This is a genomic window from Bacteroides sp. BFG-606 (assembly GCF_024788145.1).
GTDB classification, from domain to species: Bacteria; Bacteroidota; Bacteroidia; order Bacteroidales; family Bacteroidaceae; genus Bacteroides; species Bacteroides vicugnae.
Genome location: NZ_JANUIL010000001.1, coordinates 3,499,066 through 3,512,295, shown reverse-complemented (window position 1 = coordinate 3,512,295; position 13,230 = coordinate 3,499,066). Strand labels below are relative to the sequence as shown.

At 51.0% G+C, this 13,230-nt stretch carries 10 protein-coding genes and 2 pseudogenes; all 12 read right to left on the bottom strand.

The annotated features are described in order from the left end of the window. Positions 1-284: 284 nt before the first annotated feature. A pseudogene (locus NXV01_RS12965) lies at positions 285-1,064 on the bottom strand (DUF6047 family protein). 6 nt (positions 1,065-1,070) lie between these two features. Continuing rightward, positions 1,071-1,391: a hypothetical protein gene (locus tag NXV01_RS12960; protein WP_011107060.1), complete on the bottom strand. Its 321-nt coding sequence runs from the start codon at positions 1,389-1,391 to the stop codon at positions 1,071-1,073. A gap of 11 nt (positions 1,392-1,402) precedes the next feature. Continuing rightward, entirely contained in the window at positions 1,403-2,119 is a 717-nt protein-coding gene (locus tag NXV01_RS12955) for a DUF6047 family protein (RefSeq protein ID WP_009039979.1), read from the bottom strand. 183 nt (positions 2,120-2,302) lie between these two features. Further along, positions 2,303-3,250: a DUF6047 family protein gene (locus NXV01_RS12950; protein ID WP_009039981.1), complete on the bottom strand. Its 948-nt coding sequence runs from the start codon at positions 3,248-3,250 to the stop codon at positions 2,303-2,305. A gap of 112 nt (positions 3,251-3,362) precedes the next feature. After that, positions 3,363-4,001, bottom strand: coding sequence for an RteC domain-containing protein (locus tag NXV01_RS12945; RefSeq protein ID WP_015532667.1), 639 nt, complete (start codon positions 3,999-4,001; stop codon positions 3,363-3,365). 187 nt (positions 4,002-4,188) lie between these two features. Further along, positions 4,189-5,487 carry a sigma-54 dependent transcriptional regulator gene (locus NXV01_RS12940; RefSeq protein WP_009039983.1) on the bottom strand — a complete coding sequence of 433 codons (1,299 nt, stop codon included), beginning with the start codon at positions 5,485-5,487 and terminating at the stop codon, positions 4,189-4,191. Continuing rightward, positions 5,459-7,920: pseudogene (locus tag NXV01_RS12935) on the bottom strand (hybrid sensor histidine kinase/response regulator). Before NXV01_RS12935 ends, NXV01_RS12940 begins: the two are co-directional and overlap by 29 nt. A 133-nt stretch (positions 7,921-8,053) precedes the next feature. Further along, complete coding sequence (locus tag NXV01_RS12930) at positions 8,054-8,596, bottom strand: hypothetical protein (RefSeq protein ID WP_009039985.1); 543 nt, start codon at positions 8,594-8,596, stop codon at positions 8,054-8,056. 31 nt (positions 8,597-8,627) lie between these two features. Beyond that, positions 8,628-9,794 carry a hypothetical protein gene (locus NXV01_RS12925; protein WP_015532668.1) on the bottom strand — a complete coding sequence of 389 codons (1,167 nt, stop codon included), beginning with the start codon at positions 9,792-9,794 and terminating at the stop codon, positions 8,628-8,630. Positions 9,795-9,853: 59 nt separating this feature from the next. Next, positions 9,854-10,915 carry a hypothetical protein gene (locus NXV01_RS12920; RefSeq protein WP_009039987.1) on the bottom strand — a complete coding sequence of 354 codons (1,062 nt, stop codon included), beginning with the start codon at positions 10,913-10,915 and terminating at the stop codon, positions 9,854-9,856. After that, positions 10,908-11,996: a hypothetical protein gene (locus NXV01_RS12915; protein WP_225700216.1), complete on the bottom strand. Its 1,089-nt coding sequence runs from the start codon at positions 11,994-11,996 to the stop codon at positions 10,908-10,910. Before NXV01_RS12915 ends, NXV01_RS12920 begins: the two co-directional genes overlap by 8 nt. A 39-nt stretch (positions 11,997-12,035) precedes the next feature. Next, positions 12,036-13,145, bottom strand: coding sequence for a phosphate ABC transporter substrate-binding protein PstS (gene pstS, locus NXV01_RS12910; protein WP_009039989.1), 1,110 nt, complete (start codon positions 13,143-13,145; stop codon positions 12,036-12,038). Positions 13,146-13,230 lie beyond the last annotated feature (85 nt).

The following is a 13,230-nucleotide window of genomic DNA, read 5'->3' as shown; positions in this document are numbered from 1 at the left end:
ATTCCATAACAAATTTGATTTATGATTTTACTATTTACAAAGCAAATAAAAGCACATTTCAACATCCGACAAAACTTCCTAAATCAAAGTCACCTGTTGGCGCACATTGTCACTCCTCAAAATACAAGATATTAAGAAGTGACCTGAAATATTTCCATACTACTATTCCTTTACCCATATTTGCTCAAACCAAAACTTTAATAATCTCAATCATAAAAGGAAATGCCTGTTACCTGCATCCATGCAGTAACGAGCATTCCACCCCTCACCAGTTTTCCGTTATCCTACATCTTTATACCTTTGCTTTTCTGCACAACCGCCTTTTCCTTTACGTCCGCTTTTTGCCGTGTCTTCGGAAAATGCTCCTTCAACAGCTTCCCTCCAGTTTCTTCGCCTTCTCCTGCAGCTCATCATACACATCCCATCTGTTCCGGCCCAGCAACTTGTTTTCTATCTTTTCAAATTTTTCATGGAAACTGAACTCGTCCGGATATTCATCTGTCAGCCCGTCTCTCGGATAACCTTTGTCCATGATATATAGCAGTGTCATCCGGTCATAATTATGTTGGCTCCGCGTCAGTCCTAACCCCTTGCCTGCATCAGTCAACCTGTAATAGTTCTCCCATGTGTGTGGGGGGGGTAAAGTCATAAGTCTCACTGTCTGTTACGTTTTTCAGTACCGACCTGTCCTAGAATGCCCGCCTTATCGTTTCCCCGTCTCCCCACCAGCCGAAACGGTTATGACAACGGTTCAGTTTCCCTTCCATCAGCGAGGGCCATCCCCTCAATTCATGGACAGCCAGGGATTTCAACACAAACTCCGAGGCAAAGAAATCATTCTCTATGTATTTATACATGTAATCACTAAATTGGCCCTCTCCGATTATGTCCCTGCTGAATATCAGCACCCCTTTGTCCGTCTCAACGCCCGTATAATACGTGTTTCCATGCTTCAAATCATCCAGCATCTCCGCTGTCACTTCGGGCGACGCAGCCTTTATCTCCCGCCACATCTCCGGTGTAAGCCGCTGGATATAATTCTCGTCCCTTGACAGCGGATCCATGTCTTTTCACAGGCAATACACCACCTCTGACAGACGCAGGTATCTATGCAGTTTGATTCCATGTCCGTCCATCGCCTTTTCCAACCTTTGCAGATAATCATCATTGTTCCCTTCCCACAAATGCGGTACAATCCCCATATCAGGCACGTTATAGTACATCATGCCTATAACAGGCATTTCCGTTTCCTTCAGTGCCTTTTCCACATCTTCCAGCATAAACTCCAGAAAACCTTTCTCGCCTGTACCTTTCATGCTGACATGCACTGGTTTGAAATGTCCGTCCACTGTGACATACACACTGCCGCCGTTCGTATTCTCTTTTTCCATCCGCCAAAAATTTAAATGTTCATTCCTTGTCCTTTTCTCTTTACCGGAATCCGCACCCTCATTTCCACGTTCGGGAATCGCACGTTATCCGGTTGTACCACCAGTGACGAGACTATCTGCTCCTGCTCTCCGGTCAGCGGTATAGGCTGCCGTTGCAGATTTCTCAGCTTGTTGAAGTTCCTCAGCGTAGGTGCCATGTCGCAACATGCCACACAAATCCCGTATCTCACCATATCCGAAGAAACCGTCTGTCCGTCACCGATTTTAGCCCGGTATGCAGCATCCAGCGGAGCCACTTCATAAAATCTCAGACTCCCGGATTTCCGCTTGCCGTCAAAAAAACGTTCGGCCAGCCTGCTCAGAAACGCATCCAGCATCCTGTCCCCACTGTCTGTCTTGTCAAACAGCAATACCTTCCCCTCGTATTCCACCACCATGCAGGTGGGGAAAGCCGCCAGCCCGTTGCGTATCACATCCCCGTCCATTCCGAAACGGTGTCCCAGACGCCTGTAATCCTCGTTTTCCAGCAAGGTCATATGTTCTGCCGATGATGACAGATGCGCAATCCCCCTTTCCTCGCAGAATGCCGCATCCCGGAGCCTCACCACCCCCGACGGATGTATCCTTTCCCGTTCCAGCACCGGACAGAGCCGTTCCAGATAATCCGCATTGTCCGTACCGAGTATGGGAGGAATCATGCCTTTGTCCCTAAAATCGAAACGGAACATTCAGTGGTCGGGAACAAATCTCCGTCCCGCCGTATGAAACCTCACGTTGTTGCCGATGTAACGAGAGAATCCATCTTCCCCCTGCCCGCGTATACTCAGATACACGGGTTTGTAAAAAAGCGTCCAGTGTCATGTACAGGCTACCGCTTTCCACCGCCTGCATTTTCTTTTTTTCCATAAATTCTATAGGATTAATTGTTTCTTCTCTTTCTTTTGCGGAGCAATGGGGGCGACGTGCCTCGCCTGCCGTTGTCTGTCAGAAGGCTTTTGTCTCGGTGTTTCCTGCCTGCGGTATGTCTCCGGTAACTTGCCGGTCTTCACCTCTTCCGAATGTGGACGCGACATCGGATGTAACGTTTCCATCCTTTCAATCCAGCTTATCCGTGCGCCCAGCCTGAACTCCCCATCCTTGGCATGGAACTCCGATTGCAACAAGTCCGCCGCCATCTCCCTTGCCTCTTTCTGCAAGGCCGCATAGCCGAAGTCGTGTGCCGACAGAGGCGCGTTCATCCGTGCCTTCATGCTGTCTTCCAGTTTCTCCGCCAGTTCCCTGAACTCATACTCATAGCTGAAAGGATGTACCTTGTCTGCCGCAACAATCCCGGCGTACCCGTTTTCCGAAATGTACAGCAATGCCGCCACATCATAGTTCCGCGGCGAGATGCCCAGCCCAAACTCCCTTGTCAGCCGGTCAAAATTATGGAAATCGGGCCGCAGGTCAAACTTTGCCCAGCACACACCACCGTCCAATACACTCCTGTCCGCAAACTTGTCGGGAGTGAAGCTCACCACCGACCTGCGCAATTGTGCGTCCGTACTCCGCAAATCCGCTTTGGACAACTTTTCGATACAGTTGTCTGCCAGTTCCGCTACCCGTTTGGTAGGCAGGTCTATCTCGTATATCCGCAGAGTTTCAGATACTTTGGCCACGTTGAAGAAGCCGTCGGCCAGATGTTGCAGATAACTGTTACGTGCCTTCATTCCTTTCGGAGTGTCCGAGAACAGCATCACCCCCTCTTCGGTGGCCACGGCATACACCCGTTTTTCTGTTCCGGCAGCTTCCGTTGCTGTCACTTTCTGCCGGTCCGTTCTCCGGACGATACGGTTCCAAATATCATTCAAGATTGACATAACCTTGTTTTTTTAGATGTGAATAACCGACGGCAAAAAAAGCCATTCGCCTGCCAATCCGCAATACCGAACACATACAAGTCGTCCGTTGGCGGCTGTTGGCGTGCAACCTTTACGCCAGCCGTGCGTCAAGCATCCGGTTGTAGCTCCTGCGCAGGGAGTCGATGAACGGAGTGGTGTCCGTACAACGGTCAAACACCTTTCCACGCTTGGTATATAGGGCATTGATTTTCAAGTGAAAAACTTCCTCGAACACCCGTATCACATCCACCACTTTCAGCTCCCTACCTTCCGCTGTTCCTATCACTCCGGCAGCCATCAACGCCGCCACCAGTTCTATCAAGTCGCTGTCCGTGCCGTTCCACGTCAGCGTTACAGAACCCTTCTTCCCGTTCCTGCATACCGCCTCTTCCTTCAATCCCATTGCCTCCGTTCCACCATGCCGGAGTACCTCTTTCATCATCTGTTCCTCCGCATCCAGCAACGCAAGTGCCTTGCCGATGTAAACATCGAACAGAACGTGCCTTTCCATGCCATTTGTGGAAACAGTCTCCTGAATCCCCCTCAACTCTATTTTCGTGTAGAACAGCCTGCGCAGCTGTGCACAGATGTTTGTCCCGTCTGTCGGGAGCGTAGCCAGCAACGTGGCAAAATCATCATAGGCGGCAGACAGCTTCTCCACACCGTTGCGGACTCCGTCCGCATAAGAGGCGAACAATCCGAACAAGACAGTATCTTTCAAGATTTTCATGGCAATAATTGTATTTGTTTCATTTACATGCCATAGAAGGGCAAGAAAGATACCATCGTACGAATTTAGTTGGTAGTATCAAAGACAATCTACTGTATTACAACCACTTGTAAATTTTCCAAAAGAACATGTATATATCAATGTGTCGTGTAAAAGCCGGACACGTGTACGGAAGCCGGACACGCGGTTATTGAAAGCCGTACTTCCGTAATTTCTCATAAAGTGTGCTCCTTGATATTCCCAGCAGCCTTGCCGCCTCCTTACGGTTGCCTCCGGTCTCTTCCAATGCCCGCATGATGCATTCCTTCTCTTTTTGCGCATCATTCAGCGCAAGCGTCTCTGACGCATCCGCCCCGTCCGCTTCCCGAACGGAAAAAGCCAGACTTCCAGCGGCTATCCGTTCTCCGTCGGGCGTAAGCAGTACGGCACCCCTTACCGTATTCTTCATCTCCCTCATATTCCCCGGCCACTGATAGGCAGCCAGCCTGCTCCGGGCCTCCCTGTCGAAACCACCTGTCCTTTTGCCCAGCTCGGCATTGGCCTCTTCAAGAAAGAAGTCCGCAAGCGGCAGTATGTCCTCCCTGCATTCCGCCAACAACGGCAGGCGTATGGTAAATTCATTCAGCCGGTGAAATAAATCCTCCCTGAAACGTCCCTCTGCAATGGCCTTCTCAAGATTCTCATTCGTGGCGGCCACCAGCCGTATGTCAAACGGGTACTCCCTCGTGTCCCCCAGCGGCCTATACCGTTTTTCTTGCAACGCCCTCAGCAGCATCACTTGTGTCCGGTACGAGAGGTTTCCTATTTCGTCCAGAAACAGCGTACCCCCGTCAGCCGTCCGGAACAGTCCCGCCTTGTCGCTCTCCGCACCCGTAAACGCCCCCTTCAGATGTCCGAAGAACTCCGATGCCGCCAGCTCTTCCGGAACCGTCCCGCAATCAACGGGAACATACGGCTTGTTCCATCTGTGGCTTCGTTCATGTATCTCGTGCGCCACATGTTCCTTCCCCGTGCCCGACGCCCCCCGCAGCAATACCGAAATGTCGGCGCACGCTATCAGTTCTATCTGCCTGTACATCTCCTGAGCCTTCGCGCTTTCGCCACGGTAGAAGGACGGCTTGCCGCTGTCTCCCTCCTTTATTCCGACGATAAGCTCTAGCAGGATGTCAGGCTGCACGGGTTTGCGCAGATAGTCCGTGGCACCCAGCTTAATAGCTGTCACCGCATTCTCCACTTCCCCGTAGTTGGTCATGATGATGACCGGGACCGTGCACCGCCTTTCCCTCATCCATTCCAGTAGGGACAGGCTGTTGTCATCCGGCAGACGCATGTCGGCCAGTATCAGACTGAACGGCTTCCCCGCAATCGCCCTGCGCGCCTCCGCTATGGTCGCCACGCACTGTGTCTTCATGCCCTGTTTCACCAGCCAATTGCTTATGGTACGGCTGAAAACGATGTCATCCTCTATAATCAGTATGCTCTTCATCTATACTCTCCCTGATTTTTCTTGCCGACTCCGCCAGCTTTTCCGCTGCATGGATTATCTCCCCGACTTCCATATATTGCCTTTCCTCCCACACAGCCGCCGTGTGTGTCACCAGACCGCGCAGGCGGGCCATCGGAAAGTTCATCCGCACCGTTTCCCATAAGGGAAGGTTCTTGTGCAGCACCTTGTGTATCGTATCCCTGTCATGCCCGCAAAGCGCATTTTCCAGTGTATGGATGCTCTCTTCCGTTTCCCGTATAAAAATATCCAGCATCCTTCCCTTGTCCTTTTCCCCCCGAAAGGATGAACGAGAAATCGGGTTCTTTCTTCCCCGTTTTTACCACCATACGGCTTACGGCGCTTATCAGTTCGTCCATCGAGAACGGCTTCCGCAGGCAGCCCGCAAACCCGAAGGAAATATAATGTTCTTCATCGTCGGCGCAGGCCGTAACTGCCAGCACGGGTATCGTACGCGCGTTCTCCATGTTCGAGGAACGCAGCAGATCAAGTATCCTGTAACCGTCCATGTCCGGCATCTGTATGTCCGACAGAAGCAGGTCGTATGTTCTTTCCCTCAGTGCCGCCATCAGTTCCCGCACCGTCCGGCAGCATTCGCACCGCACCTTGTTCCGCACAAGCATCCTGCGGGTTATATCCAGTTGTATCCGGTCATCATCTATAACCAGCACGTATGTTCCTTCCAGTCCGTAGTCCTCCGCATACCCGTTTTCTCCATCCTCCCCATGCTTCGCCACTTCCGACAGGGGGAGGGCCACCCTAAACAGGCTGCCCGTCCCGTAAGGGCTCTCCACCGTGATGCGCCCGCCCAGCAGTTCCGTCAGACGGGAGACAATGGCTAGCCCAAGGCCGAAGCCGGGCAGGTACCTTGCATTGTCCAGACGCTCGAAGGCCCTAAATATCCTCTTCTGTTCATCCTCCGTCATGCCCGGTCCGGTGTCCTGCACGCTGAAGCGCAGCTCTCCCTGCCCGTATGCCGCCTGCAGACTGATTTTCCCCTTCCGGGTGAATTTTATGGCGTTGGAAAGCAGGTTGTTGGCTATCTGCATGATACGCGGGCGGTCTCCTTCCACCACGGTGTCAAGTCCCTCAAAATCCGTACAGAGTGTAAGCCCTTCCTTTCTGACCGACGGTGTATGCAGCTTCACTATCTCATCGAAAAGTGACAGCGGACGGAAAACCGTCACGTTCATTTTCCCCTTGCCTGCATCCAGCAGATAAAATTCAATCAAGGAGTTCACGAGTCCTATCATATAGTCGGACGAGCGGACGATATGCACCGCATACTCATCCTTCCGCTTTTCGTCCACTTCTCCGGGCAACAGCTCTGCATACCCTTTGATGGCTGTCAGCGGCGCACGCAGGTCATGGGCAATGGTCAGCATCATGTTTTTTCTGGATTGCAGCAGTTCCTTGTTTTTCAGGTCGGAAGATTCCAGTTCCCTGCGGTACCGGAGACACCTGTTCACGTCGCGGTGCAGCAGGGTATATAGCACGATGGCAAGCAGGAATACGAAAAGGGCAAGCGTCGCCGCCGTATTGTACGATTTCTCCCGGTCTGCCGCAATGGCATTGTATCTCGTTTCCAACCGCTCACCCGCCACCTTGTCAAAATCACCGACCAGCCCGTTCAGCCTCTTGTTCAGCGCCCGGCTACTCAAGTGCAGGCTGTCCATCTGGGCCGACAGCTTTTCCCGCTGTCCCTTCTGCTTTTCAGTCACTTCGCGGCTCAACGCATGGAGAAGATGGACAGCGGCATTGTTCCCGCTGTTTCGAGTGGTGGACGACGGCACTTTTTCCGATGCCGCCCGTTGCTGCTCCCGTTGTTGTCGGTAAGCGGATTTTTTCCTCTTTTCCGCCGAAAACTTTCTTCAGAAAACTTTTCTTCTTCTCCGGCTGTTCTTCCCCGGTGGTTGCTGTCCCGGCATAAGCTTCCTTCACGGCAGGGGCGAGGATATTCCTTGTCGGCTGCCTGCGCACCTGCCTGACGATAGCCGGCACTTTTTCGCCCACCGTCTCGCCGATGTTTTCCAGTTCGTCAAACGTGCTCATGGCCGCTGACAGGAGCATCTCTTTCTGCTCAAGCAGCAGGCACAGCGAGTCTATGCGTTCCTGCTGTTCCGGCGTATGTACAAACTGCTGCAGTTCCTTCAGGACACCGCACGTCTTTTCTCTTCTCTCACGGTATAGCCGTAAGTCGCTTTCGCTCCAGGTGCTCACCACTTCGCCTTGCGACGCCAGTTCCAGCAGATGACCGTAAGTTTTGCGCGTAAGGTCGCGTATTATGCCCAGTTCTTTCATTTCCCACTTCAGTTCATCCCGTTTCATACGCTCCCCGCGGAACAGGTAAATAATGAATCCCAACAGAAGTATCAGCATGGCATAACCTATGAATATTTTAAGTTTCAATCCCATTCTCCCAACCGTTTTGTTCTATTCCTCGTCCTCATACGCTTTTCTGCCCTGTCCACTGCCCCTATGCATACAAGGGTAACGAAAAAGCTCAAGAAGATACAGACGGACAACACCGCTATGACTATCCGGCAGTTCATAAGTCTTCATCGTTTTCTCCTGCTCCGGCAAGGTGCCTCACCAGTACGATTCCCTCGTCATGGATTGTGAAGAATACGCACCAGGTGACGTTCATCATGCCCTGCATCTTGAACCGCACCCAGAAGGTGTCCCGTCCGCAATACCGCTCGAAGGCTTTCGGCGTTGCCGCCTTCGTCCGGGGAATGGGTGTCAGCACACGCACGATGCGGTGCAGCAGCAAGTCCGGAAACTCTTTCCTTATCACACTCACAGGCCTTGTACGCGGGCTTACGAACAGCCTGTCCGTTTCTGTCTGTATTTGTCTTTTCATTTCCGGCAGATAGCGCACATGTTGTTGCACCTTTCCACCCGCCACATAAGTCGGAGAGATGTCCTCACCCGTCACTGAACGGAGCATCTCGCTCTGTTCCTGCGCGGTAAGCCCGTGGGCACGCATGAAGGCATCCAGTTCTGTACCATGCACCCGCAGGTCGATGTTTACTTGCATCGGGGTTCCGTCCTCGTCCCGCAGCAAGGTTATTCCGTTGTATTGAATCATTTATGGTTTAAATAATTTATTAATTTGTAATTCATGGTTTCTTGCCCTGCCTCACCCATCCGGCCTTAGTCCAATCCCTGTCCTTCATCACATCCGGAGCCACGGCCCCCTCATAATCCGTCCGTTCAAAAAAGGTATCCAGCACAAACCTGTCAGGGGTCAGGGAACTCACTTCACGCGTAGCGTTAATCAGGATATAATCGATACCCGGCAACGCTCCCGGTTGGCCACCAATCAGTTGGACAGGAATGTCATCATCTGCCACAGCCTCGCGGGTACTGCTGTTCACCAGTGTCAGCCGGCTATATGCGGAAACCGCAATCGGATACCGTCGGCCATGAGATTTATTATCATGCGCCGTAGACAGGTTCGCAATCACCGGATGTGTATAGAAAGACGGAACTTCCAATTTCCCCGTCCCATTGCAGCTAACCACGCTCCACACACTCTTCCGAATAGGTGCAGTAGCCATCACATACTGCAATTTCCCCGTATATCCTTCATTGAAGCACAATCCGTTCTGGCTGGCACCCGTACTAATCAGATACCGGGCATTCACCGTCCCTCCGTTGAACATAAACCCGTCGCCACCGCTACAGTAACTTTGACAATGGTCTATCGTAGTTCCCCGGCCCACACCGTCAAAGGTCACTGCCCCGCCGGCGGCACCGGCGTACTCCACCCGGACAAACTGTAGGGAACCGGAATCATCATTCCCCTCAGAACCTCCATAAGAAATATCCGTAGCAACAGTTCCACAATATAAAGTCTCATACTCATAACTGACAGGAGCCTTCCCCAACACAATCACACCGTCCCAACTACCCGGTTCTTTGATCAATGCCGTCATCACGATAGGAGCATCCTCCGTACCGTTGGCAACAATCTTACACCCCTTTGTAATGACAATCGCCGCTTTCCCTTGACCCGATGCGGGAAGAGCTTTCAGCAATGCGCCGCGTTGTATGGTCAGCGTGGCGCCGTTGGTCACAAACACAGGCTTACTAATCAGATACTCCGTATCGGTGTACAATGTTCTATCCTCACTAAACACCGAAGGCAGTACCTCTGTAGTCTCCCTGTCAAACATCTCGTCCTCATTGGAGCAGGACGTAAGCATACTCAGACACATGGCAGCCACCATAAAGAGAAAAGCAACAAGCGCTTTCCGGCAAAAGATTATTTCTTCTCTTGTCATCACAATCTTTTTTAGTTTAAACTTACACTGGCCAATCTCTGTCAATCAACAAGGATTGTTCAGAAATAACGGCCAAACAATCTTTTAAAAACGCCTTTTTTCTCTTCCGCTTTTTGGGGTATATTCTTTAGTTCCTGAATCCGGGCTTCAACCGATGCCAGCTCGCGCATCTCCCGTTGCGATTCTTCAATCAGTTTGGAGTCGCAGAACATGGTAGTTCCTCGTTGCCAGAATCCGGTATTTTCTTCCTGCATTTCTTCGTCAGGCATTATAAGAGTCAATGGCCCCTCCACATAGAAGTAAGCCTCCCCCGGCTCAGCCGCTCTACGTTTTTCCTCTTCCTCACGCCGCCTTTCCTCGGCCATCAGCATTTCCCTTCGTTTCCTGTCGCGTTCTTCCAGTTCCACCAAGTCAGCCAGCCTGCCGGTATTATAATACTCCACCTGCGCCCTTTCCATGCTCAAATTCTCTTGCATGTACAGCGGTATCTGTTCCCCTTTCGTCATTGCGTAGGTGATGAATGTCTTGAAGAGATACGCTTCGTCATTTAACACAATCCCCAGCGCAACGCCATGGGAGGATGCGCCGTATATCCGTGCTCCAGCCACCCGTTCCTCGCTGCCCGGTTGCAGGCCGTAGCGCATCACGAGGTTATCCTTCAAATAAGTCTTTCTCAAAATCTTTCCGGACAGCGTACTGTGTTTTCCCCAGTACCGTTCACGGTAACGTATAAAAAAATGGGGAGGGAAAACAAAAACAGCATTCTCACCCGTATCCATCGTGACAAAGAGATAAACATGGAAACCGGCATTCGATGGTACCAGGCAATAGAACTGGCCGCATCTATCTATAGTCTGCTGCTTCCATTCCTGCTTGCTGAGAACATAGAATCTCACTCCCCATTCCATTACAGGAGTGTTGATTAAAACAGAATCAACCCCGGACGGGAATCTGGCCATTCCCTCCACCTTCGGATTCAGCAGGATATGCTTTCTCCATGCTTTGGAACGTACATTAGTCTTAAGATCCTCGCGAAGCACCTCAATAGTTTCTTCAATGCTCATCTTGGATGTTACCATCCGCATGGGCTTCTTATCCGGTTTCGTTTCTTGTTTACCCATCTGTCATGCTGTTTTTAGTTAAAGACAAATTCTCTTCCTCCGCTGCCTTTTTGAATAGACGGTCCATTTCTTTCAGCACACTCTCCAGCGACATTAGATTATCGTAAGCCGTAGGCTCCTTTATTTGGGGCACCGATTCAACGAACGTACCAAACTCCTGAAGCAACTTAGCCGGTAAGTGATTGACGGCCCATTCCAGTAGCGGCAAGTTGCTTTTTACCTTTTCATCCATACCGTTATGCACCTTTACCATCGCCTCATTCTTCAGCAGAGCCATCTGCGGGTTTATCCCGGCACTTTCCGGATGTTTCCGTTTCTGGTCATCCAATCCGGCAATCAACTCCATTGATTTGCACAGTTTCATCATGCCATGAAGCAAAATGTCCAATGCTTTCCGGTCTTTGGCCGATTCCCGATAACCGTTACATTTCAAGATGAACAGTTTCACGGCAAGCGCTCCCCACATCGGTTTCAAGTCCTCGTCATCAAAAAACTGTTCATAGCTCATTATCTTATTGATGACCGCCAGTTTGCCGTCCTTATCAATTTCCCCGAATCCAACCGCATCCACGGAGGCAATGAATATCTTATCACCAGCCGATGCCTGCTCCTTCTCTTCCTTTTGCCGGAAGCCGACAGCAAAAACGTAGTTTCGTCCAAAGAAACGGTACAACAAATCCCGGTCATTCGCTCTCCCATCTCCGTACAAAGCGGACAGACCATCCGCATGGGAGGAGAACATCACCAGTTCCACCCCCTTCCAAGCGGCAGCCTGCAAGTCCAGATAAGCAGCCACCTCATCTTCTGCATTACCCAGCAGATAGGCGCAGAGGAAGTTCTTATAACTGAACTTGGGTACTTCCGATTTCCGGTTCACATGCCCTACCGCTATCCACAAGTTACCCGCAGCGGTCCGAAAGACGCACGGATCATCCGTACACCATGGGAAGGCTGTCACTCCTTTCAGCACTTCCCGGTAGTTCTGTTCTTGGATTCGTTGTGATATCATGGCTTGCAGTTCCGGCATATCAGTCTGCATCCCCTTTCTTTTCTCCGATGTGGACATTGTTTTTGTTATCACGCTGTGTCCCTCCTTGTTAAGTACGAACGTATTCTTATATTACTTTCTCAATGCTTTTCCGTCGTATGTCACCTCCTTCAACATGTTCTTGGCATATTCCACAGCCTTTTCCGGCAGCGGTGAACATTGCACCTGGGTAGTGATAGTCTGAGCTTCCGGGCTGATCAGCCATTCCAGCAGCTTCACGATTTCTTCTGCTTCACTGCGACTACGCCCAGCATAGTTCTGCTCCTTATAAAGTACCACCCATGTGAAGCAACTGATAGGATAAGCGTCGGCAACCTCTGAATCGGTAATCATGCCCGTAGCATCCCCCACGCTTGCGGCAGCGGTAACGCTTTCCGAAGTGGGCTGCACAAAGTTTCCGGCAGCGTTTTTCAGCCATGCACTCTGCGTATTGAAGCTGGCTGCATATTCCGAAGCCACGTATCCGATAGCACCCGGAACTTTACCTACCAGTCCGGCCACGCCCGTATTTCCCGTAGCCGCTACTCCACGTGGAAAGGTCAAGGCTTTTCCCGTGCCAATCTTGGCCTTCCAGTCCGTACTCACTTTCGTCAGGTAGTCACTGAAGATATAAGTTGTTCCGCTACCGTCCAGACGGAAAACGGGATAGATTTCCTTGTCGGGCAATTGCTTGCCGGAGTTCACTGCCGCAATCCTTGCATCATTCCATTTCAATATCTTACCCATATAGATATCTGCTATCAGCTCTCCCGTCAGGCGCAGGTTATCCACACCTTCCAGGTTATAGGCGATAGTCACTGCCCCCATGCACGTAGGTACAAGGATAGATTTTACCGGCAGACTGTCCAGTTCCGCTTTGGTAGGTGGAACGTCCACACCTGCAAAGTCTATCTGTTGATTCTTCAGGCTTCTGAATCCGCGTTCCGTACCGATACCGGCATAAGTAACAGGGATGTCGTTCTTCTCCCAGTACATCTTGAACGCCTCGCTGTAGAAAGGTAACGGCAATGTGGCTCCGGCGGCAGTAATCACCGATTTACGACCCACAGCGGCATTTTCGGATAACTCCTCAACCGGTTTTCCACTGGTAAATAAAGTTGCTGCCGCTATTGCCAGTACAGCTACGAATGACAGGCATACACCGCCTGTTTTACTGATTTCTTTGTTTCTAATTGTTGCCATAAGCATTTTTATTATTGATTAAAATTATATCCATTTCAGACAGAGTGGGACAAAACGAAACCGTCCCGCTAACCAACGAAAGACT